Raw genomic sequence first — 22,973 nt, 5'->3', positions numbered from 1 at the left:
TCCGTCCCGACTCGCGGGCGGTACCGCGCCGTCGTCATTCGCTGGCGCGCTCCTGCAGCACCACCCGTACCTCGCGCTCCTCGCCGTCGCTGCGCACGCGCAGCGTCACCGCGTCGCCGGGCTGGCGGGCCCGGATCGCCACGATCAGCTCGTCGCTGCGGGACACCGGCCGGTCGTCGATCGCGAGGATCACGTCGCCGGCCCGGACCCCGGCGACGTCGGCCGGGCCGTCCGGCGTGACCGGCGGGATGCCCTCCTGCGCCTCGGTGGACACCTGGACGCCCTCCCCCGAGTACGAGGTGTCCAGCAGGACGCCGATGACGGGGTAGGTGGCCTGCCCGGTCTCGATGAGCTGCTCGGCCGTGGTGCGCGCCTGGTTGGCCGGGATCGCGAATCCCAGGCCGATGCTGCCGGTGGCCTGCGTCGCACCCGGCGGCTGGGCGATCGCGGAGTTGATGCCGACGACCTCGCCGTCGGCGTCGACCAGCGGTCCCCCGGAGTTGCCCGGGTTGATCGCCGCGTCGGTCTGGATGGCGTCGATGAACGCCGTCGTCGCCTGGTCGCCGGCCTGCACCGGACGGTGCAGGGCGCTGACGATCCCCGCGGTGACGGTCGAGTCCAGCCCGAGCGGCGCACCGACGGCCAGGACCGCGTCACCGACGACGACGTCGTCGGAGTCGCCGAGCACGAGCGGGGTCAGTCCGTCGACGTCGATCTTGACCACGGCCAGGTCGTAGTCGCTCGTGCGCCCGACGATCTCGCCGTCGTGCTCGCTGCCGTCGGCGAGCACGACCACGACGTCACCGCCCCCGCCGGCACCCGGCGCGACCACGTGGTCGTTGGTGAGGATGTACCCGTCCTCGCGCAGCACGAACCCGGACCCGGAGGAGCCCCCGCCCCCGGAGCGGGTGATCTCCAGGGACACGACCGAGGGCAGCACGCCGGCCGCGATGGCGGCGTGCGACCCGGCCGGCCGCGAGTCGTCCGCACCGTCGTCCTGCACCCCGGCGCTGACCGGGAGGTCGGCGCTGACCGGGGCGTCCTCGCCCGCGCGGTCGGTGATCCGGCCGCCGAGCAGCCCGCCGAGCAGCCCGACGACGAGCGCCAGGACGACGACCAGCGCCGTCCGCCCGGCGCCGAGGGACACCGGACGCCGACGGTGGGCGGCGTGCGGCGGTGGAGCGGTCGGGGCGGTCGTGGGGGCCACCGGCGCCTGCGGAGCCGTGGGCCCCGCGTCGTGCTCGACGTGCTCGTCGGCGGGCCGTTCCTCGGGACGGTCGGCGCCGGCGTCCTCGGCACGACGTGGAACCCGGGCGGCGGGCGTCGGCGCGGGGTCGGGGCGACGGGCCGGGGGCTCCGGGGTGGCGAAGAGGTCGTGGTCCGGGGATGTCATGGGAGGGTGAGGGCTCCAGTCACGGTCGACCAGCCACGGGTGATCTGCGGCAGGACTCCGGCGTCGTAGTCACGTTCCGGGAAAGCGGCGACGATCTCGGCGAGGACGTCCTCGGGTGCGTCGGTGGTCACCTCGACGACGACGTCCCCAGCCTGCCACGCCACGTGCCAGGGGTCGCGCGAGAGGACGACGACGTCGTCGCGGCCGGCCTCGCCGGCCCGGACCGACGCACCGGTCTGCTCCGCCAGCCGCCCGACCTGCTGCCGGACGACGACGGGGCCGTCGGGACCGGTCAGGTCGATCACGCAGGACGTCGCCCCGGCACGCACGGCCGCCACCTCGTAGCCGGGCGGCAGCGACGACGGCGTCGCGAACCCGGTGCCGCCGAGGCCGGCCTCGCTCACCGGCTCACCGGCGGCGGCGTCCGATCCGGCGAGGGTCGTCAGGGCGGACACGCGCGAGGTGTCCGGCGTGACGACCGGCGCCTGACCGAGCACGAACAGGGCACAGCCGAGCACGCCCGCACCCCCGGCACCGACGAGCAGAGCCCGACGGCGGCGGCGGCGTCGCTCGGCGCCGACGACGTCACCCGTCAGGGTGGTGTGCCACGCCTCCGGCGCGGCCCACCCCGTGTCCCGCTCCGGGGCACGCAGCGGGTCGCCGTCCGCGGGCGGGATCGAGGCGGACAGGTCCAGCAGGCGCTGGGTGAGCTCGGCCGTGGGGTGCACGTCCGCGGCGGAGGCCAGCCGGCGGCGGGCCGCACGAGCGGACTCGAGCTCTGCGGAGCACAGCGGGCAGCACGCGACGTGGGCCAGGGCGCGCTCCGCCTCCCCCGGCGGCAGCTGCCCGTCCGCGAGCGCGCTCACGCGGTCCCCGAGGTGGGCGCTCATCGGCCCACGTCCGCGCGACGGTGGTCCAGGACGTCCCGCAGCTGGGCACGGGCCCGGTGGATCCGCGACCGCACGGTCCCGATCTTGATGCCCAGCGTGACCGCGATCTCCTCGTAGCTCAGCCCCTCGATGTCGCACAGGACGACGGCGGCGCGGTACTCGGGCCGCAGCCCGTCCAGCGCGGCCTGGACGTCGTGGTCGAGGTTGCCGTGCTCGTACCCGCGTTCGGGCCGGCTGCGGTCGTCGGTGGACTGGACGCGCGAGGCGTCCTCGCCCATGGCCTCGAAGCGGATGCGCTTCTTGCGCCGCACCTGGTCGAGGAAGAGGTTCGTGGTGATGCGGTGCAGCCAGCCCTCGAACGTCCCGGGGGTGTAGCTCGACAGCGACCGGAACACCCGCAGGAACGTCTCCTGGGTGAGGTCCTCGGCGTCCTGGCGGTCACCGGTCAGCCGGTAGGCGAGCCGGTAGACCCGTGCGGAGTGCTCGCGCACGATCTCGTCCCACGTCGGTGGGACCCACGTGGCGGTGCCGCCACCGGCTGTCTCGGTCATCACGGTCATCGTGCCATGCGAACGTGTGAGCAACCTGGGAGGTTCCCACGTACCATCGGCCCAGCGATCAGGGGGGCCGAGTCATCTTCACCGAGGCGGAGGCCCAGGACGACCGCCGGGTCGCCTGGGCGTTCAGCGAGTCGTTCCTCACCGAGGACGCGACGCTGCGGCGTGCCCGCGAACGGGCGTTCGGGCTGGGCTGCCCCACCATCTCCCCCGGCACGGGTGCGTTGCTGCGGGTGGTCGCGGCGGCGACCCAGGCACGGACGGCGGTCGAGATCGGCAGCGACGCCGGTGTGACGGCGCTGTGGGTGCTGCGGGGCATGCTGCCCGACGGTGTCCTGACCACGATCGACCCGGACCCGGCCCGACAGCGCGCCGCGAAGGCGGTGTTCGCCGACGAGCAGGTCGCGGGCTCCCGCACGCGCGTCATCACGCGACCTCCGCTGGACGTCCTGCCGCGCCTGACCGACGGGGCGTACGACGTGGTGCTGGTCGCCGTCGACGCCCTCTCGCTCGCTCCGCACGTGGAGGCGGCCATCGGGCTGCTGCGGCCCGGCGGTGTGCTGGGCGTCGTCGACGCGGCGCTCGCCGGCCGTGCCACCGACGCCGAGGGCCACGGCGAGACGGCCGCGGCCGTCCGGGCGGTGGCGCTCGCCGTCCGCGCGGACGACCGGCTCGTCCCGGCGATGGTCCCCACCGGGGACGGGCTGCTGCTCGCCGTCCGGCGCTAGGGACGCCCGCACCGGTCCCGGAAAGACGCGACGGGCGTGGTCCGGGGGCCGCACCCCGTCCCACGCCCGTCCGTCACGGGAGTCTGCTGCCGATGTCGTCAGCCGACGACACCCTGGAGGGCCTCGCCCAGCTCGCCGGCCTCGGTCGCGTTCAGCTCGACGACCAGCCGACCACCGCCCTCCAGCGGAACACGCATGACGATGCCGCGTCCCTCCTTGGTGACCTCGAGGGGCCCGTCGCCCGTCCGCGGCTTCATCGCAGCCATGTGTGGCTCTCCATTCCGTTGTCCGGTTCCTCCGCCCCGTTACTGCACGTGGCAGGATGAGGTGCGTCTCACCATTCTACTGGCCGACCCGGACAGCCGGTGTCAGGCGAGGCCGCGCAGGGCGACCCGCGGGGGCGCCTCGTCCCGCACGGCGGCGACCATCTCCAGCGCCTGGCGGGTGGCCGCGACGTCGTGGCTCCGGAACACCTGCGCACCGTGCCACGCCGCGAGCGCGGTGGCGGCGAGGGTGCCCGGCAGCCGCTCCTCCGGGGGGAGGTCCAGGGTCTCGCCCACGAAGTCCTTGCGGCTGAGCGCCATGAGCACGGGGTACCCGAGCGCGACCAGCTCCGGGGTCCGACGCAGCAGGTGCAGGGAGTGCCACGTGTTCTTGCCGAAGTCGTGCGTGGGGTCGACGAGGACGGACGACGGCGGCACCCCGCAGGCGACCGCCCGTTCCGCGCCGGCCCGCAGCGTGGCCAGCACGTCGTGCACGACGCCGTCGCGGGGGTCGCCGGCGTCGGCCCCGTCGGCGACCGGATAGGCCACCCGGTAGGGGTCGGTCCGGGGCTGCGCCCCGCCGGTGTGGGAGCAGACGACCCCGACCCCGGCCGCGCCCGCCACCTCGACGAGCCCCGGGTCGTGCCCCGCCCAGGTGTCGTTGACGAGGTCGGCCCCGGCCTCGATCGCCGCCGCCGCGACCTCGGAGCGCCAGGTGTCGACGCTCAGCAGCAGCTGCGGGATCTCTCGGCGGACCCGGGCCAGGAAGGGGACGACCCGGTCGATCTCCTCCGCCGCGCTGACCGTGGGTCCGACGCCGGCGCGGACCCCGCCGATGTCGAGGATCGCAGCGCCGTCCTCCCACGCCCGGTGGGCGGCGGTCAGCGCCGCGCCGTCGTCGGCGAGCCGAGCCGGGGCGTAGAAGGAGTCGGTCGTGCGGTTGACGATCGCCATGACGACCGGTCGCCGCGCCCCGTCGGCGTCCCGGCCGACCTCGCGACCACGCAGGACGAGCGGGGTGCCGGCCGGTGGGATCACGCGCGACGCTCGGCGGCGAGCTGCCGCCCGCGGCGGATGACGTGGGAGACGGCGTCCTCCGCGCTGTCGGTCACGTACAGCAGGTCCAGGTCGGACTCCTTGATCATGCCGCGCGCGGCGACGACGGTCCGCAGCCAGTCCAGCAGGCCGCCCCAGTAGTCGCTGCCGACGAGCACCACGGGGAACTCGGTCACCTTGTGGGTCTGGACGAGGGTGAGGGCCTCGAAGAGCTCGTCGAAGGTGCCGAAGCCGCCGGGCAGGACGACGAACCCCTGCGCGTACTTGACGAACATCGTCTTGCGGGCGAAGAAGTACCGGAAGCTCACGCCCCGGTTGACGTGCTCGTTCATCCCCTGCTCGAAGGGCAGCTCGATCCCCAGGCCGACGGAGGTGCCGCCCGCCTCGGCGGCGCCCTTGTTCGCCGCCTCCATGATCCCGGGCCCGCCGCCGGTGATCACCGAGTACCCGGAGGCGACCAGCAGCTTGCCGACCAGCTCCCCGAGCGCGTAGTCGGGGTGGTCGGGTGCGGTGCGGGCCGACCCGAACACGGAGACGGCGGGACCGACCTCGGCGAGCGCACCGAAACCCTCCACGAACTCGGCCTGGATGCGCATGACGCGCCACGGGTCGGAGTGGACCCACTCGGTCCCCTCCCCCGGTGCCAGCAGACGCTGGTCGGTGGTCGAGGTGGGGATCTGCGTGCCCCGCAGCAGCAGCGGTCCCTTGCGGTACCCGCGGCCGACCTCGGGGACGCCTTCGTCGGTCCGTTCGCTCATGGTTCGAGCCTATGACCAGTTCCGGAATCTCGGAGCGGGTGAACTCCGCATCCTGCACTGTGCGCGTGAAGAGAACGTGGATACGCTCCAAGCGGACTTGACATTCGTCACACCTGCCGGTATGTGGGCAGATCGGATAGATCGGACGAGACACATGCGCATCAGGAGTTCACACCGCAAGGACGCGACAGCTCCACGCAGGGCCCGCTTCTCCGGCCCCGTCGCCGCACTGGCCGCCACGACGCTCGCCCTCGGGTCGGTCGTCGCGATCAGCACCAGTGCCGCCGCCGCCGTCCCGAGCACCTTCGAGATCGACGGCAACCAGGTCACCAACTCGACCATCGACTGGCAGACGGCCGACCCCGACGTCGTCCGCGACCCGATCGGCAACAACGACACCACCACGTTCGCCGGGTCCGACAAGGAGGACCCCAACAACCCCGCCCAGGGCTGGCCCAACTGGTCACCGGGCAACCCGGGCACCAACTCCGGCAAGTCCGACCTCGGCAACGTCCTGGTGTACAGCGAGATCGCCGAGGACAGCGGGGACTACACCCAGTGGCTGCACCTGGCATGGGACCGCGACGGTGACTCGGGCTCGGTGAACTACTTCATCGAGCTCAACCAGAAGGACAACCTCGACATGATGAACCCCGACCGCACGGTCGGAGACATCAGGATCGTCGTCGAGGAGGACGGCAACGCCGGCTTCACCTGCATCGGCGTCGACACCTGGGACGGCTCGGACTGGAGCGACCGCCAGGCCTGCTCCGGAGACCTCTCCGACGTGGCCGTGAACACGGAGTCGATCACCGACTACTTCAACTCGCCGAACGCGGTGAACGGCGAGATCACCGCCGACCGGTTCGTCGAGGCCTCGCTGAACCTCACCGACCTCGGCATCGGCAGCCTCTGCCCCGCGGCCGGCTTCAGCACGCTGAACATGCGCACCCAGACCGGTGAGGCCGCCGGCTCCGCGCTCAAGGACCTCGCCACCGGCGAGATCGACGTGCCGAGCCTGTGCTCCGACCTGACGATCATCAAGCAGGACGAGGACGGCGAGCCGCTGCCGGGCGCCACCTTCACGATCAGCCCGAACCCCAACGACCCCGAAAGCGGGGAGCCCTTCGAGTTCACCATGGGGAGCGGCAGCTTCACCTTCCCCGAGATCGGCCAGGACCTGTGGGGCACCGAGTTCACGATCACCGAGATCGAGGCGCCCGAGGGCTACCTGCTGCCGGCCGAACGGTCGCAGACGATCACGGTCGGCCCGGCGGAGTCGGCGTCGGTGACCTTCACCGACCCCAAGCCGTGGGAGCCGCTGGAGATCGACGTCACGGCCGAGCAGTTCGTGACGCGCACCTGGGAGAACGACAAGCAGGTCGACGGTGACGACGTCCTGCTGCTGCCGGCCGACCAGGAGTCCGTGGAGCTCGACTACGTCGTCGAGGTGTCCTGGAGCGACACGATGCTCGACCAGGGCGGCCGCACGGTCGAGGTCACGGTCGACAACCCCAACGACGAACCGGTCACCGGCAACCTGAGCGTCGACCTCAACGGCGACTTCTGCCAGTACATGGGGACCGACCTGGACGCGTGGGAGAACGCGTTCGCCAGTGGTGAGACCGTCCTGTCGGTCGAGTGCCCCAACCCGCCGCTGAACGGCGAGGTCGACGCCACCGTCACCTGGGACCGCGGGGTCTACCCGCAGACCCAGGAGGACGTCGACGACCCGGAGAACGCTCCTCAGGGCGAGGCGTCCGACAGCACCATGATCATCACCACCGACAACGGCCTGCCGGCCGTGGACGTCTGGGACGACTTCACCAACCCCGACCTGCCGCCGACGTACCTCGGCATGGTCGAGGCCACCCAGGACGCGGGCTCCGAGGAGTTCCCGGTCAGCCAGGTGATCGAGGTCCCCCTCGGTGAGTGCATCGAGGTCACCAACGACGGCTACATCGTCGAGGTCGAGGCGGGCGCCGACGGCGACCGCATCGACTCCGCCACCGAGGTCGTCGAGGTCTGCCGCGAGGCTCCCGCCGACCTCACCATCTACAAGGTCGACGAGGACGAGCAGCCGCTGCCCGGTGCCGTCTTCACCATCAGCCCGAACCCGGTCGACCCGGCCGGCGACGACCCGCTGGAGTTCACCACCGGCGAGAACGGGATGTACACGTTCTCCGACGTCGTCTACTTCGGCGAGTACACCGTCACCGAGATCCAGGCGCCCGAGGGCTACTTCCTGCCGGCCGAGCGCAGCCAGACGGTCACCCTGGCCACCGGGGACGACAAGGCACTGACCTTCGTCGACCCGCTGATCTGGGAGCCGCTGGACATCGACGTCGACGCGACGCAGTACATCACCCGGACGTGGGCCAACGACAAGGAGGCGGACGCCACCACGATCGACCTGCGGGCCGACGAACCCTCGGCCACGATCAACTACACGATCGAGGTCATGGAGAGCGACGAGTTCCTCAGCCCGACGGCGGACCCGGCCCGCTCGGTCATGGTCACGGTGGACAACCCCAACGCCGGACCGGTCACGGGCATGCTCACCGTCGAGCTCGACGGCGAGTTCTGCGAGTACGACGACACCCAGCTCGACATGTGGGAGAACGAGTTCGCCAGCGGCGAGACCGTCCTGTCGGTCGTGTGCGAGGACCCGCCGCTGTACGGCACGGTCGACGCGACCGTCACCTGGGACCGCGGGGTCTACCCGCAGACGCAGGACGACGTCGACGACCCGGAGAACGCCCCGCAGGGTGAGGCGTCCGCCAGCTTCGACCTCGAGGAGGGAACCTTCGACACCGGCATCCAGTCGGTGGACGTCTGGGACGACTTCACCAACCCCGACGAGGCGCCGGAGTTCCTGCAGACCGTCACGTCCCAGGGCGAGGCGACCACCACGACCATCGAGTTCTCCAAGGAGATCGAGGTGGCCCAGGGCGAGTGCATCGACGTCACCAACATCGCCTACATCGTCGAGACCGGAGACGGTGCCGACGGTGACCGGATCGACGAGGACGACGCCGAGGTCAGGATCTGCCGCGACGCCCCCGCCGAGCTGAAGATCGTCAAGGCCGCCCAGAAGCTGCACGAGGACGACGACGACGTCTGGCTGCCGGGTGCCACCTTCGAGATCATGCCGAACCCGCTCGACCCGGAGAGCGAGGACCCGCTGGTCGTCGTGACCGGTGAGGACGGGACGTACACGATCGAGCAGATCGCCGACTTCGGCGAGTACACGGTCACCGAGACCGCGGCTCCCGAGGGCTACCTCCTGCCCCCGCCCGACGAGCGGGTGCGGATGGTCGAGCTGTTCGAGGGTGAGACCACCGAGGTCTACTTCGTGGACCCGCTGAAGTGGGAGCCGCTGGACATCGAGGTGATGGGCGAGGGCGAGCAGTTCGTCAGCCGCACCTTCACCGTCGACAAGGAGGCCGAGACCCACCCGGTCAAACTGCCGGCCGACCAGGCGCAGACCACCGTCGAGTTCATGGTCCAGGTGGTGGAGGGTCCGACGACCCTCGACGACGCCACCCTCCGGGCCTCGGTGGAGGTCTCGAACCCGAACGACAACCCGGTGATGGCGACCGTGGCCGCGACGTTCGAGGAGGAGGCGTGCCTGATCGACGCCGAGGACGCCGACGAGGGCATGGACGGGATCCAGTTCTGGTTCCCGTCCGGCGAGAGCCTCATGACGCTCACGTGCGAGAACGTGAACGACTTCGAGGGCGTCCTCGCGGCGACCGTCACCTGGGACCTCGGGGACTACCCGCAGACCCAGGAGCAGGTCGACGACCCGGAGAACGCCGGCGAGGGCAGCGCCTCCGACGCGATCGACATCGACCCGACCGTCATCGACAACGGGCCGACCGAGGTCACGGTCTGGGACGACTTCTCCACGCCGGACCTCGAACCGACGATGCTCGGGACCGTGAAGGCGAAGAAGGCCGGAGCTGTCACCGAGTTCCCCGTCAGCACGACCGTGACGGTCGAGCAGGGCAAGTGCCTGGACGTCACCAACGAGGCCTACATCCTCGCCGGTGACACCGAGCTCGACCGCGACTCGGCCTCCGTCGAGGTCTGCCGCGACGTCCCGGTGACGCCGCCGCCGACGCCGCCGCTGCCGCGGACCGGTGCCGACATGGCCATGGCGGCCCTCGCCGCCCTGCTGCTCATCGGTACCGGCGCCGGGATCATGTTCGTCCGCCGCCGCAACCAGGGCTGAGTCCCTCACACCGGAGCCGGTGGCGCCGTCCCTCGGGGCGGCGCCACCGGCTTCGTCGTGCCCGGCCTCTCCCCCGCTCGCCATCGGCGGTCACCGGTCGGTTCAGGGCTCCGGAAGCGCCCCGACCGGCTCGCCCAGCAGGGCTCCGGAGGCCCGGCATCACACCGTTCACGACCCCGGTCCGCGACGAGCGGGTGATATCTGCGTCCTGCCCTGTGAGTGGCGCCGGAGCGGGGATACGCTCCAATCGGATGTGACGTCTGCCACGTCTGCCGAGACAGGGCCCGCCCGGATGAATCGGACAGAAGAACATGCGCACCAGGGGTTCCCACCGCAAGTCCACGACAGCTCTCCGGAAGGGCCGGATCGCCCGCCCCGTCGCCGCTCTGGCCGCCACGACGCTCGCCCTCGGGTCCGTCGTCGCGCTGAGCACGAGCGCGGCCGCCGTGCCGAGCACGTTCGAGATCGACGGCAACCAGACCACCGACGCCACGCTCGACTGGGAGACGGCGAACCCCGACGTCATCCCGGACCCGATCGGCAACAACGACAACACCACCTTCGCCGGCGGGGACTCCGAGGCCAGCGGGTGGCCGAACTGGGGCGCCGGCAACACGGGAACCGTCTCCGGCAAGGCCGACCTCGGTAACGTCCTGGTGGACAGCGAGATCGTCGAGGACGGCGGGATGTACAGCCAGTGGCTGCACCTCGGCTGGGACCGCCAGAGTGGCACCGGCACGGTGAACTACTGGATCGAGCTCAACCAAAAGGACAATCTCAACGCACTGAACCCGAACCGGACGGTGGGTGACATCCGGATCGCCGTGCAGGAAGACGGCAACAGCAATCTCCAGTGCCTGGGCGTCGACACCTGGAACGGGGCGGCCTGGGCCGACGGCCAGCCGTGTGCCGGCATCTCCGACGTCGCGGTCAACAGCCAGTCCATCACCGACTACTTCAGCTCCCCGAACGCGGTGAACGGCGAGATCCCCGCCGACCAGTTCGTCGAGGCCTCGCTGAACCTCACCGACCTCGGCATCGGCAACCTCTGCCCCGCCCAGGGGTTCAGCGCGCTGAACATGCGCACCCAGACCGGCGCGTCCACGAACTCGGCGCTCAAGGACAACGCCAGCGGCGAGGTCGACGTGCCCAGTCTCTGCTCCGACCTGACGATCCTCAAGGAGGACGAGGACGGCACCCCGCTGGCCGGTGCGACGTTCACGATCGACCCGGACCCCAACGGTGGTGAAGGACCGTTCGAGTTCACCACCGGTGAGGACGGCACCTTCACCTTCCCCGAGATCGGGCAGGACCTGTGGGGCACCGAGTTCACCGTCACCGAGACCGCGGCACCGGACGGCTACCTCATGCCGGCGGAGCGGACCCAGACGATCACCGTCGGCCCGGCCGAGTCCGCGTCGCTGACCTTCGTCGACCCGCTGCCGTGGGAACCGCTGACGATCGACGTCACCGGCGCGTCCGAGCAGTTCGTCACCCGCACCTGGGAGAACGACAAGCAGGTCGACGGCAACGACACCGTCCTGCTGCCGGCCGACCAGGCGTCGATCGAGCTCGACTACATCGTCGAGGTGTACGAGGGCCCCACCGTCGTGACCGACGAGGACCGCACCATCGAGCTCACGGTGAACAACCCGAACGAGGCTCCGAACGACGCACCGGTACGGGGCACGCTCGAGGTCGACATGGACGGTCAGGTCTGCACCGTGGACGGAGCGGTGGACGTCGACCCCGCCCCCGGGCTGCAGCTGGACTTCGCCGCGGGTGACACCGTCTTCGGCGTCACGTGCCCGAACGACATCACCGACGGCACCGTGACAGCGACCGTGACCTGGGACCTGGGCGACTACCCCCAGACCCAGGATCACGTCGACAACCCGGGGAGCGCCGGTACCGGCTCGGCCTCCGACTCGGCCGAGATCGTCGTGGACGTCACCGACAACGGCCTGCAGGCCGTGGACGTCTGGGACGACTTCACCAACCCCGACCTGCCGCCCGTCTTCCTTGGCACCGTCGACGCCACGGGCAGCGAGAACACCACCCAGTTCCCCGTCACCCAGGTGATCGAGGTCGGCCTCGGCGAGTGCGTCGAGGTCACCAATGACGGCTACATCGTCGAGGTCGAGGCGGGCGCCGACGGCGACCGGATCGACTCCGCCACCGAGGTCGTCGAGGTCTGCCGCGAGAACCCGGCCGACCTGACCATCTTCAAGGTCGACGAGGACCAGCAGCCGCTGCCCGGGGCGACCTTCACGATCAGCCCGAACCCGGTCGACCCGTCCGGTGACGACCCGCTGGAATTCAGCACCGGTGAGAACGGCGAGTACACCTTCTCCGACGTCGTCTACTTCGGTGAGTACACCGTCACCGAGACGGTCGCCCCCGACGGCTACCTGCTGCCCGCCGACCGCGACCAGGTGGTCACGCTCGCTCCCGGGGACGACAAGTCGCTCACCTTCGTCGACCCCCTGATCTGGGAGCCCCTCGACCTGGAGCTGTCGGCGGAGCAGTTCGTCACCCGGACCTGGACCAACGACAAGCAGGTCGACGGCAACGACAGCGTCCTGCTGCCGGCCGACCAGGAGTCCGTGCAGCTCGACTACATGATCGAGGTGTACGAGAGCGACACGTTCCTCGACCCGGCCGAGGACCCGAACCGCTCGGTCACCGTCACGGTCGACAACCCCAACGCGGACCCCGTCACGGGCCTGCTGGACGTCACTCTCGACGGCGCGTTCTGCACCTACGAGGGCACCGACCTGAACCAGTGGGAGACCGAGTTCGCCAGCGGTGCGAACGTCTTCATGGTCGTCTGTGACGACCCGCCGCTGTTCGGCACCGTCGACGCCACCGTCACCTGGGACCGTGGGGACTACCCGCAGACCCAGGGCGACGTCGACGACCCCGACAACGCCGGTACCGACTCGGCCAGTGACAGCCTCGAGCTGGAGCAGGTCACCACCGACAACGGCCTGCCGTCCGTGGACGTCTGGGACGACTTCACCAACCCCGACCTGCCCCCGGTCTACCTCGGGCAGGTCGACGCGACGGGCAGCGCGAACACCACGCAGTTCGCCGTCACCCAGGAGATCTTCGTCCCGCTGGGCGAGTGCGTCGAGGTCGTCAACGACGGCTACATCGTCGAGGTCGACGCGGGCGCCGACGGCGACCGGATCGACTCGGCCACCGAGGTCGTCGAGGTCTGCCGCGAAGCCCCCGCCGACCTGACCATCTTCAAGGTCGACGAGGACCAGCAGCCGCTGCCCGGCGCGACCTTCACGATCAGCCCGAACCCGGTCGACCCGGCCGGCGACGACCCGCTGGAGTTCACGGTCGACGAGAACGGCGAGTACACGTTCTCCGACGTCGTCTACTTCGGTGAATACACCGTCACCGAGACCGTGGCCCCCGATGGCTACCTGCTGCCGGCACAGCGCAGCCAGATGGTCACCCTGGCCACCGGCGACGACAAGTCGCTCACCTTCGTCGACCCCCTGGCCTGGGAGCCGCTCACGGTCGACGTCACAGCCGACCAGTTCGTGACCCGGACCTGGACCAACGACAAGCAGGTCGACGGCAACGACACCGTCCTGCTGCCGGCCGACCAGGAGTCCGTCGAGCTCGACTACATGATCGACGTGTACGAGAGCGACACGTTCCTCGACCCCGACGAGAATCCGAACCGCTCCGTCACGGTCACCGTCAACAACCCCAACGCGGGCACGGTGACCGGCCTGGTGGACGTCACCATCGACGGCGCGTTCTGCACCTACATGGGTACCGACCTGGACCAGTGGGAGAACTCGTTCGCCAGCGGCGACACCGTCCTGATGGTCGAGTGCCCCAACCCGCCGCTGTTCGGCACGGTCGATGCCACGGTGACCTGGGAGCTGGCGGACTACCCGCAGACCCAGGAGCACATCGACGACCCCGACAACGCCGGTACCGACTCGGCCAGTGACAGCCTCGACCTCGAGACCGTCACCACCGACAACGGCCTGCAGTCCGTGGACGTCTGGGACGACTTCACCAACCCCGACCTGCCGCCGACACTCTTGGGGACGGTCGAGGCCACGGGCAGCGCGAACACCACCACGTTCGAGTTCTCCCAGGTGATCGACGTCCCGCTGGGCGAGTGCATCCTGGTCACCAACGACGGCTACATCGTCGAGGTCGAGGCGGGCGCCGACGGCGACCGGATCGACTCGGCCACCGAGGTCGTCGAGGTCTGCCGCGAAGCCCCCGCCGACCTGACCATCTACAAGGAGGACGAGGAGGGCAAGCCGCTCGCCGGCGCGACCTTCGAGATCAGCCCGAACCCGGTCGACCCCGAGGGTCCGGACCCGCTGGAGTTCACGGTCGACGAGAACGGCGAGTACACGTTCGAGGACGTCGTCTACTTCGGCGAGTACACCGTCACCGAGACCGTGGCCCCCGACGGCTACCTGCTCCCCGCCCAGCGCAGCCAGATGGTCACCCTGGCCACCGGCGACGACAAGGCGCTCACCTTCGTCGACCCGCTGATCTGGGAGCCGCTCACGGTCGACGTCACAGCCGACCAGTTCGTGACCCGGACCTGGACCAACGACAAGCAGGTCGACGGCAACGACACCGTCCTGCTGCCGGCCGACCAGGAGTCCGTCGAGCTCGAGTACATGATCGAGGTGTACGAGAGCGACACGTTCCTCGACCCGGCGGAGGACCCGAACCGTTCGGTCACGGTCACCGTCAACAACCCCAACGCGGACCCGGTGACCGGACTGGTGGACGTCACCATCGACGGCGCGTTCTGCACCTACATGGGTACCGACCTGGACCAGTGGGAGAACGCGTTCGCCTCGGGCGACACGGTGCTGATGGTCGAGTGCCCGAACCCGCCCCTGTTCGGCACCGTTGACGCCACGGTCACCTGGGACCGTGGGGACTACCCGCAGACCCAGGGCGACGTCGACGACCCGGAGAACGCTCCTGCGGGCGAGGCGTCCGACAGCCTCGACCTCGGGACCGTCACCACCGACAACGGCCTGCAGTCCGTGGACGTCTGGGACGACTTCACCAACCCGGACCTGCCCCCGACCTACCTGGGCACGGTCGACGCCATCGGCAGCGCCAACACCACCCAGTTCCCCGTCACCCAGGAGATCTTCGTCCCGCTGGGCGAGTGCATCCTGGTCACCAACGACGGCTACATCGTCGAGGTCGAGGCGGGCGCCGACGGCGAACGCATCGACTCCGCCACCGAGGTCGTCGAGGTCTGCCGCGAAGCCCCCGCCGACCTGACCATCTACAAGGAGGACGAGCAGGGCAAGCCCCTCGCCGGCGCAACCTTCGAGATCAGCCCGAACCCGGTCGACCCCGAGGGTCCGGACCCGCTGGAGTTCACGGTCGACGAGAACGGCGTCTACGTCTTCGAGGACATCGTCTACTTCGGCGAGTACACCGTCACCGAGACGGTCGCTCCCGACGGCTACCTGCTGCCCGCCCAGCGCAGCCAGATGGTCACCCTGACCACCGGCGACGACAAGGCCCTGACCTTCGTCGACCCGCTGATCTGGGAGCCGCTGGACCTGGAGCTGTCAGCGGAACAGTTCGTCACCCGGACCTGGACCAACGACAAGCGGGTGGACGGCGAGGACCAGATCTTGCTGCCGGCCGACCAGGAGTCGATCGAGCTCGACTACATGATCGAGGTGTACGAGAGCGACACGTTCCTCGACCCGGCGGAGGACCCGAACCGTTCGGTCACGGTCACCGTCAACAACCCCAACGCGGGTGCGGTCACGGGCATGCTCACCGTCGAGCTCGACGGCGCGTTCTGCACCTACATGGGCACCGACCTCGACGCCTGGGAGAACGAGTTCGCCTCGGGCGACACGGTGCTGATGGTCGAGTGCCCGAACCCGCCCCTGTTCGGGACTGTTGACGCCACGGTCACCTGGGACCGCGGGGACTACCCGCAGACCCAGGGCGACGTCGACGACCCGCAGAACGCCCCCGCGGGCGAGGCATCCGACAGCCTCGACCTCGAGACCGTCACCACCGACAACGGCCTGCCGTCCGTGGACGTCTGGGACGACTTCACCAACCCGGACTTCGAGCCCGAGCTCCTCGGCACCGTCGAGGCCACAGGGAGCGAGAACACCACGACGTTCCCGGTCTCCCAGGTGATCGAGGTCCCGCTGGGTGAGTGCGTCGAGGTCGTCAACGACGGCTACATCGTCGAGGTCGACGCGGGCGCCGGCGGCGACCGCATCGACTCGGCCACCGAGGTCGTCGAGGTCTGCCGTGAGGACGGGGCGGACCTGACCATCTACAAGGAGGACGAGGAGGGCGAGCCGCTGGCCGGCGCGACCTTCGAGATGAGCCCGAACCCCACGGACCCCGAGAGCGAGGAGCCGTACGAGTTCAGCACCGGCGAGACCGGGATGTACACGTTCGAGGACGTCGTCTACTTCGGCGAGTACACCGTCACCGAGACCGTGGCCCCCGAGGGTTATCTGCTGCCCGCCCAGCGCAGCCAGATGGTCACCCTGGCCACCGGCGACGACAAGGCCCTGACCTTCGTCGACCCGCTGATCTGGGAGCCGCTCACGGTCGACGTCTCAGCCGACCAGTTCGTGACCCGGACCTGGACCAACGACAAGCAGGTCGACGGCAACGACACCGTCCTGCTGCCGGCCGACCAGGAGTCGATCGAGCTGGAGTACACCGTCGAGGTGTACGAGAGCGACACGTTCCTCGACCCGGCGGAGAACCCCAACCGCTCGGTCGCGGTCACCGTCAACAACCCCAACGCGGGCTCGGTGACCGGCCTGGTGGACGTCACCATCGACGGCGCCTACTGCACCTACATGGGCACTGAGCTCAACCAGTGGGAGAACTCGTTCACCTCGGGCGACACCGTGCTGATGGTCGAGTGCCCGAACCCGCCGCTGTTCGGCACGGTCGACGCCACCGTCACCTGGGACCGCGGGGAGTACCCGCAGACCCAGGACGACGTCGACGACCCGGAGAACGCCCCCGCGGGCGAGGCGACCGACAGCCTCGACCTCGAGACCGTCACCACCGACAACGGCCTGCAGGCCGTCGACGTCTGGGACGACTTCACCAACCCGGACTTCGAGCCCGAGCTCCTCGGCACCGTCGAGGCCACGGGAAGCGAGAACACCACCCAGTTCCCGGTCACGCGAGTGATCGAGGTCCCGCTGGGCGAGTGCATCCTGGTCGTCAACGACGGCTACATCGTCGAGGTCGAGGCGAGCGCCGACGGTGAACGCATCGACTCCGCCACCGAGGTCGTCGAGGTCTGCCGCGAGGACGGAGCCGACCTGACCATCTACAAGGAGGACGAGGAGGGCGAGCCGCTGGCCGGCGCGACCTTCGAGATCAGCCCGAACCCGGTCGACCCGTCCGGTGACGACCCGCTGGAGTTCACGGTCGACGAGAACGGGATGTACACGTTCGAGGACGTCGTCTACTTCGGCGAGTACACGGTCACCGAGACGGTCGCCCCCGAGGGTTACCTGCTGCCCGCCCAGCGCAGCCAGACGGTCACCCTGGCCACGGAAGACGACAAGGCCCTCACCTTCGTCGACCCGCTGATCTGGGAGCCGCTGGACATCGACGTGATGGGGATGGGTGAGCAGTTCGTCAGCCGCACCTTCACCGTCGACAAGGAGGCCGAGACCCACCCGGTCACCCTGCCCGCCGACCAGGCCCACACCACCGTCGAGTTCACGGTGCGGGTCGTCGAGGGACCGACGACCGTCGACGACGCCACCCTCGAGGCGGGTTCCGTGGTGTCCAACCCGAACGACCACCCGGTCATGGGCACCGTCGAGGCGATGTTCGAGGCCAGCTCGTGCACGATCACGGCCGGCCAGGGCGAGGAGGAGGTCGTGCTCGACGGCCCGTACTCGTTCGGGCCGGGCGAGACGGCGTTGACGTTCACCTGCGAGAACGTCAACGACTTCGAGGGCACGCTCGGGGCCACCGTCACCTGGGACCTCGGGGAGTACCCGCAGACCCAGGACGACGTCGACGACCCGGAGAACGCCGGTACCGACATGGCCTCCGACCAGGTCGACATCGACCCGAGCGTCACCGACAACGGGCCGACGTCGGTGGAGGTCTGGGACGACTTCACCATCTGGGGCGGCGTGACCAGCCCCAGCCTCCCGCCGGTGCTGCTCGGGACCGTGGAGGCGAGCAAGCCCGGAGCCGTCACGGAGTTCCCGGTGAGCACGACCGTCATGGTCGAGCAGGGCGAGTGCCTGGACGTCACCAACGAGGCCTACCTCCTCGACGGTGACACCGAGCTCGACCGCGACTCGGCATCCGTGGAGATCTGCCGCGACGTCCCGGTCACGCCGCCGACGCCGCCGCTGCCGCGGACCGGTGCCGACATGGCCATGGCGGCCCTCGCCGCCCTGCTGCTCATCGGCACCGGCGCCGGGATCATGATCGTCCGCCGCCGCAACCAGGGCTGAGTCCCTCACACCGAAGCCGGTGGCACCGCCCCTCGGGGTGGCGCCACCGGCTTCGTCGCGTGGTGTCCGGATCGCGTGCCTACGCGCCGCGCAACCAGTCGCGCAGGGCGCCCCGGCAGACGGCCAGCTCGGCGACCCGCACTCGCTCGTCGTCGGCGTGCGCCAGGAGCGGGTCCCCGGGGGCGAAGTTGACCGCGGGGATCCCCAGCTCGGCGAAGCGCGCCACGTCCGTCCAGCCGAACTTCGGCTTCGGCGCTCCCCCGGTCCGCGCCAGGACGGCCGCGACGAACTCGGCGGCCAGCGGGTCGTCCAGGCCCGGACGCGCCGCCGGGGAGGCGTCGGTGACGACGACCTCGTGGTCGGCGAACAGCTCACGCAGGTGCTGCTCGGCCTCCGCGAGCGTGCGCGACGGCGCGAAGCGGTAGTTGACCGTCACGGTGCAGGCGTCGGGCACCACGTTGCCGGCGATGCCGCCGGTGATGCCCACGGCGTTCAGCCCCTCGCGATACACGAGCCCGTCGACCTCGACCTGTGCGGCGTCGTAGCCGGCGAGCAGCGCGAGGATCGGTGCCGCGGCGTGGATGGCGTTCTCGCCCCGCCACGACCGAGCGGAGTGGGCCGCCACCCCTCGGGTGCGCACGTCGACGCGGAGCGTGCCCTGGCAACCGCCCTCGATGTCCGCCGACGTCGGCTCCCCGAGCACGGCGAAGTCTCCCGCGAGCAGGTCCGGACGGTTCCGGGCGAGGCGCCCGAGCCCGCTCTTGGACTCCTCGACCTCCTCGTGGTCGTAGAACACGTACGTCACGTCGGCGACCGGCTCGGCGCCCGGACGGCCCAGCTCGACGGCGAGCGCCAGCATGACCGCGATCCCGGCCTTCATGTCGACGGTGCCGCGTCCCCAGAGCTCCCGGTCGTCCCCGGTACCCGTCAACCGCGTGGGCAGGTTCGGCGGATCGGTGAGCGGCACGGTGTCGAGGTGCCCCGCGAGCACGACGCGACGGTCCCGGCCCAGCGTCGTGCGCGCGACGACGGCGTCGCCATCACGGTGCACGTCGAGGTGCGGCTGGTCGCGCAGCAGCGCCTCCACCGCGTCGGCCAGGGCGGTCTCGTCGCCCGAGACGGACTCGATGTCGCAGATCGCGGCGAGCAGGTCCACGAGGTCGGAGCTCGGGAGGGTCGCGGGATCCGTCAGGGCCGGGTCGAGTCGTGTCTGCGTGTCGGTCACCCCGTCATCGTGCCACCTCACGCGGATAGGCTGGGCCCATGACGACGCCCAGCACCTCTCCCCGCACCGCCTGGGGCCTCGGCCTCGCCACGGTCGCCGACGACGGCAGCACGCTCGACGTCTGGTACCCGGCGCCCGTGCTCGGCACCGCGCCCGACGACGTCGACGTCCCCGTCGACCTGGCCGCGCTCACCCGGCGCGACGACGCCCGCCGCGTGGACGTCTCGGTGGTGCGCACCGAGATCGACCTGGACGCGCCGCCGGCCGACACCGCGGACGCCTACCTGCGTCTGCACCTGATCTCCGCGCGCCTGGTCCCGCCGCACGGGCTCAACGTCGAGGGCATCTTCGGCAAGCTCACCAACGTGGTGTGGACCTCCCGCGGGCCGTGCGCCGTGGCCGACTTCGAGACCACGCGGCTCCGGCTGCGCGCCGCCGGTGACGGCCCGGTCACCGTCTACGGCGTCGACAAGTTCCCGCGCATGGTCGACTACGTCGTCCCGACGGGCGTGCGCATCGCGGACGCCGACCGTGTCCGCCTGGGCGCGCACCTGGCCGAGGGCACGACGGTGATGCACGAGGGCTTCGTGAACTTCAACGCCGGCACGCTCGGCTCCTCGATGGTGGAGGGGCGCATCTCCGCGGGCGTGGTCGTCGGCGACGGGTCCGACGTCGGGGGCGGCGCCTCGATCATGGGGACGCTGTCCGGGGGCGGCAAGGAGGTCATCTCCCTCGGCGAGCGCTGCCTGCTGGGAGCGAACGCCGGTCTGGGGATCGCGCTGGGCGACGACTGCGTCGTCGAGGCCGGTCTCTACGTCACCGCAGGCACCAAGGTCACGGTCCTGGACGAGATGGGCGACGAGGGCGAACCCCGCGTGGTCAAGGCCCGTGACCTCTCCGGCCGTGACGGCCTGCTGCTGCGGCGCAACTCGCGCACCGGCGCCGTGGAGGCCCTGACGCGGAGCGGCGTCGGCGTCGAGCTGAACGCCGCGCTGCACGCGAACTGATGTCGACGCGGCGGCGGCCGGCCCCGGGGGCCGGCGCCGTCGTGGCGGTGCTCGCCGTCGGCGCCGCCGCGGTGACCGGCACGCTGCTCTACCAGGGGGTCAAGGACGGCCGCCCCGGCGCGCAGGAGTGCACGGCCCGTCTCGACGGGACGGAGTGGTCGCTCAGCACCGTCCAGGCGCACAACGCCGCGCTGATCGTGGGCACCACGATCCAGAGGTCCCTGCCCGCGCGCGCCGGCACGATCGGGGTGGCCACCGCGCTGCAGGAGTCCCAGCTGGTCAACATCGACTACGGGGACCGTGACTCCCTCGGCCTGTTCCAGCAGCGTCCCTCGCAGGGATGGGGCACCCCGGACGAGATCCTGGACCCCGTCTACTCCACCGGAGCCTTCTACGACGGGCTCGTCGAGGTCGAGGGGTGGCCGACCATGGCGGTGACCGATGCCGCGCAGGCCGTGCAGCGCTCGGCGTTCCCGACCGCGTACGCCCAGCACGAGTCCCGTGCCCGGGCGTGGGCGTCGTCGCTGACGGGCCACTCCCCCGGGTCGGTCACCTGCACGCTGAGACCGGCCGATCCCGCCACGGCGCACGTCGGCGTCCCCGAGCGGCTGGACCGGGATCTGGGCCTGGGGGCCGACGCGGTGCGCTCGGACGGCGCCACGGTCCGCGTCGATGCCGCCGGACTGCACGAGGGGGACACGGACCGCGGGACGTGGACGGTGGCGCACTGGGCCGTGGCGACGGCCAACGCCACCGGGGCCACCGAGGTCCGCGCCGCGGACCAGGTCTGGACCCGCGAGTCGGGCACGTGGTCCACCCTGGGCGCGGACGAGGACCCCCCGCGTGACGGCGTCGTGCGCATCCGCGTCATCCAGCCCGCCGGCTGACGACCGCCCGGGCGAGGGCCGCCCGTCGGGATGTCAGGAAGCGCACGAGCGGGCGGGCGCCGTCCCGCACGGTCGTCAGACGCGAAGCGCCCGTGAACGCGACCGTGCGGGGCGGTGCCCGCCCGCTCTCTCGCTGAGGAAGTTCAGCGCTGGTCGAGCGGCACGTAGGGCCGCTCGGTGGGACCGGTGTAGATCTGCCGGGGACGGCCGATCTTCGTCTGCGGGTCCTTCATCATCTCGCGCCACTGGGCGATCCAGCCCGGCATGCGACCCAGCGCGAACAGCGGGGTGAACATGGCCGGCGAGAAGCCCATCGCCTTGTAGATGAGGCCCGTGTAGAAGTCGACGTTCGGGTAGAGCTTGCGCTCGACGAAGTAGTCGTCGTTGAGCGCGATCTCCTCGAGGCCCCGGGCGATGTCGAGCAGCTCGTCCTTGGCACCGAGCTCGTCGAGCACGGCGTCGGCGTGCTTCTTGACGATCGCGGCGCGCGGGTCGTAGCTCTTGTACACCCGGTGGCCGAAGCCCATGAGCCGGACGCCGTCCTCCTTGTTCTTGACCTTCTTCATGAAGGTCTCCACGGAGTCCTCGCCCGAGCGGATGTTCTCCAGCATGAGCAGCACGGCCTCGTTGGCACCGCCGTGCGACGGGCCGGACAGGGCGTTGATGCCGGCCGACACCGAGGCGTAGAGGGTCGCGTTCGAGGAACCGACGACGCGCACCGTCGAGGTCGAGCAGTTCTGCTCGTGGTCCGCGTGCAGGATGAGCAGCTTGTCCATCGCCGCCACGAGGGTCGGGTTGGCCTGCCACTCCTCGTACGGCCGGGCGAAGGTCATCCGCAGGAAGTCGTCGACGTACCCGCGGGCGGCGTCGGGGTACAGCAGCGGCTCGTCCCGCATGGAGCGGTGCACGTAGGAGGTGATGGTGCGGATCTTGGCGAGGATCAGCACCGTCGCGAGCTCGACCGCCTCGTCGTCGTGCGGGTCGAGCGACTCGGGGTAGTACGTGGCGAGCGCGTTCACGGCCGAGGCCATGATCGCCATCGGGTGACCGCCGCGCGGGAAGGTTCCCAGGAAGGTCCGGAAGGCCTCCGGGACGAGGGTGTGGCGGTTGATGCGGTCGGTGAACGCCTCGAGCTGGGCGGGCGACGGCAGCTCGCCGTGGATCAGCAGGTAGGACACCTCGAGGAACGACGAGGAGTCGGCGAGCTGCTCGATCGGGTAGCCGCGGTAGCGCAGGATGCCCTGGCCGCCGTCGATGTAGGTGATCGCGGACTCGCAGGAGGCCGTGTTGGTGAAACCGGGGTCGACGGTCACCATCCCGGTGTCCTTGAGCAGGGAGGACACGACGATGCCGTCGTTACCCTCCGTCGCGGCCACCACGGGCAGTTCTCGGCGCGTGCCGTCGACGCTGAGCTCGACCGTGGCGGTCTGCTGGGTTGACGTCATGTCTTCCTTCCCTGACGGGC

Annotated in this window: 13 protein-coding genes; 5 read left to right on the top strand and 8 right to left on the bottom strand. The window is 70.6% G+C overall.

The genetic code is table 11. The annotated features are described in order from the left end of the window. Window positions 1-34: 34 nt before the first annotated feature. The 3 genes from Q6347_RS09555 to sigE are packed head-to-tail and all read right to left on the bottom strand — an operon-like array spanning window position 35 to window position 2,834. The gene (locus Q6347_RS09555) at window positions 35-1,393 is read right to left on the bottom strand and encodes a S1C family serine protease (RefSeq protein ID WP_304607223.1); all 1,359 of its coding nucleotides are present in this window, start codon (window positions 1,391-1,393) and stop codon (window positions 35-37) included. Beyond that, window positions 1,390-2,283 carry a zf-HC2 domain-containing protein gene (locus Q6347_RS09550; protein ID WP_304607222.1) on the bottom strand — a complete coding sequence of 298 codons (894 nt, stop codon included), beginning with the start codon at window positions 2,281-2,283 and terminating at the stop codon, window positions 1,390-1,392. The genes Q6347_RS09555 and Q6347_RS09550 overlap by 4 nt, the downstream gene beginning before the upstream one ends. Next, a complete protein-coding gene (sigE, locus tag Q6347_RS09545; RefSeq protein ID WP_304603472.1) occupies window positions 2,280-2,834 on the bottom strand; it encodes an RNA polymerase sigma factor SigE in 555 nt (184 codons plus the stop codon). The genes Q6347_RS09550 and sigE overlap by 4 nt, the downstream gene beginning before the upstream one ends. A gap of 83 nt (window positions 2,835-2,917) precedes the next feature. On the opposite strand from sigE, the gene Q6347_RS09540 reads away from it, so the two are divergent. Continuing rightward, complete coding sequence (locus Q6347_RS09540) at window positions 2,918-3,568, top strand: class I SAM-dependent methyltransferase (protein WP_171247620.1); 651 nt, start codon at window positions 2,918-2,920, stop codon at window positions 3,566-3,568. Between the two features lie 98 nt (window positions 3,569-3,666). On the opposite strand, the gene Q6347_RS09535 is transcribed toward Q6347_RS09540, so the two are convergent. The 3 genes from Q6347_RS09535 to Q6347_RS09525 all read right to left on the bottom strand — a co-directional run bounded on the left by Q6347_RS09535 (window position 3,667) and on the right by Q6347_RS09525 (window position 5,645). Further along, complete coding sequence (locus Q6347_RS09535) at window positions 3,667-3,834, bottom strand: DUF3117 domain-containing protein (RefSeq protein ID WP_171247429.1); 168 nt, start codon at window positions 3,832-3,834, stop codon at window positions 3,667-3,669. 102 nt (window positions 3,835-3,936) lie between these two features. Next, window positions 3,937-4,869 (bottom strand): dihydropteroate synthase, encoded by a 933-nt coding sequence (folP, locus tag Q6347_RS09530; protein ID WP_304607221.1) that lies wholly within the window; start codon window positions 4,867-4,869, stop codon window positions 3,937-3,939. Next, a complete protein-coding gene (locus Q6347_RS09525) occupies window positions 4,866-5,645 on the bottom strand; it encodes a TIGR00730 family Rossman fold protein (protein WP_304607220.1) in 780 nt (259 codons plus the stop codon). Before Q6347_RS09525 ends, folP begins: the two co-directional genes overlap by 4 nt. 154 nt (window positions 5,646-5,799) lie before the next feature. On the opposite strand from Q6347_RS09525, the gene Q6347_RS09520 reads away from it, so the two are divergent. After that, window positions 5,800-9,882: a prealbumin-like fold domain-containing protein gene (locus Q6347_RS09520; RefSeq protein WP_304607219.1), complete on the top strand. Its 4,083-nt coding sequence runs from the start codon at window positions 5,800-5,802 to the stop codon at window positions 9,880-9,882. Between the two features lie 311 nt (window positions 9,883-10,193). Continuing rightward, the gene (locus tag Q6347_RS09515; protein WP_304607217.1) at window positions 10,194-18,389 is read left to right on the top strand and encodes a SpaA isopeptide-forming pilin-related protein; all 8,196 of its coding nucleotides are present in this window, start codon (window positions 10,194-10,196) and stop codon (window positions 18,387-18,389) included. Between the two features lie 79 nt (window positions 18,390-18,468). Here Q6347_RS09515 and dapE read toward each other — a convergent pair whose 3' ends face one another. Further along, window positions 18,469-19,614, bottom strand: coding sequence for a succinyl-diaminopimelate desuccinylase (dapE, locus tag Q6347_RS09510; RefSeq protein ID WP_369810833.1), 1,146 nt, complete (start codon window positions 19,612-19,614; stop codon window positions 18,469-18,471). A gap of 38 nt (window positions 19,615-19,652) precedes the next feature. Here dapE and dapD point away from each other — a divergent pair, with 38 nt between their 5' ends. Beyond that, entirely contained in the window at window positions 19,653-20,621 is a 969-nt protein-coding gene (dapD, locus tag Q6347_RS09505) for a 2,3,4,5-tetrahydropyridine-2,6-dicarboxylate N-succinyltransferase (protein ID WP_304607216.1), read from the top strand. Next, window positions 20,621-21,508 (top strand): hypothetical protein, encoded by an 888-nt coding sequence (locus Q6347_RS09500; RefSeq protein ID WP_369810832.1) that lies wholly within the window; start codon window positions 20,621-20,623, stop codon window positions 21,506-21,508. The genes dapD and Q6347_RS09500 overlap by 1 nt, the downstream gene beginning before the upstream one ends. A 143-nt stretch (window positions 21,509-21,651) precedes the next feature. On the opposite strand, the gene Q6347_RS09495 is transcribed toward Q6347_RS09500, so the two are convergent. After that, entirely contained in the window at window positions 21,652-22,953 is a 1,302-nt protein-coding gene (locus Q6347_RS09495; RefSeq protein WP_171247814.1) for a citrate synthase, read from the bottom strand. Window positions 22,954-22,973 lie beyond the last annotated feature (20 nt).

Origin of the sequence: Isoptericola sp. b408, assembly GCF_030588085.1 — a bacterium.
GTDB classification, from domain to species: domain Bacteria; phylum Actinomycetota; class Actinomycetes; order Actinomycetales; family Cellulomonadaceae; genus Isoptericola; species Isoptericola sediminis.
Note: the sequence above shows the minus strand (reverse complement) of the source record. Positions and strands in the feature narration are given on the sequence as shown.

Excerpts from the sequence above, each read along its gene's own strand:
- Q6347_RS09555 (WP_304607223.1), bottom strand. The coding sequence starts at position 1,393 with ATGACATCCCCGGACCACGACCTCTTCGCCACCCCGGAGCCCCCGGCC.
- Q6347_RS09550 (WP_304607222.1), bottom strand. The coding sequence starts at position 2,283 with ATGAGCGCCCACCTCGGGGACCGCGTGAGCGCGCTCGCGGACGGGCAG.
- sigE (WP_304603472.1), bottom strand. The coding sequence starts at position 2,834 with ATGACCGAGACAGCCGGTGGCGGCACCGCCACGTGGGTCCCACCGACG.
- Q6347_RS09535 (WP_171247429.1), bottom strand. The coding sequence starts at position 3,834 with ATGGCTGCGATGAAGCCGCGGACGGGCGACGGGCCCCTCGAGGTCACC.
- Q6347_RS09525 (WP_304607220.1), bottom strand. The coding sequence starts at position 5,645 with ATGAGCGAACGGACCGACGAAGGCGTCCCCGAGGTCGGCCGCGGGTAC.
- Q6347_RS09520 (WP_304607219.1), top strand. The coding sequence starts at position 5,800 with ATGCGCATCAGGAGTTCACACCGCAAGGACGCGACAGCTCCACGCAGG.
- Q6347_RS09515 (WP_304607217.1), top strand. The coding sequence starts at position 10,194 with ATGCGCACCAGGGGTTCCCACCGCAAGTCCACGACAGCTCTCCGGAAG.
- dapD (WP_304607216.1), top strand. The coding sequence starts at position 19,653 with ATGACGACGCCCAGCACCTCTCCCCGCACCGCCTGGGGCCTCGGCCTC.
- Q6347_RS09500 (WP_369810832.1), top strand. The coding sequence starts at position 20,621 with ATGTCGACGCGGCGGCGGCCGGCCCCGGGGGCCGGCGCCGTCGTGGCG.
- Q6347_RS09495 (WP_171247814.1), bottom strand. The coding sequence starts at position 22,953 with ATGACGTCAACCCAGCAGACCGCCACGGTCGAGCTCAGCGTCGACGGC.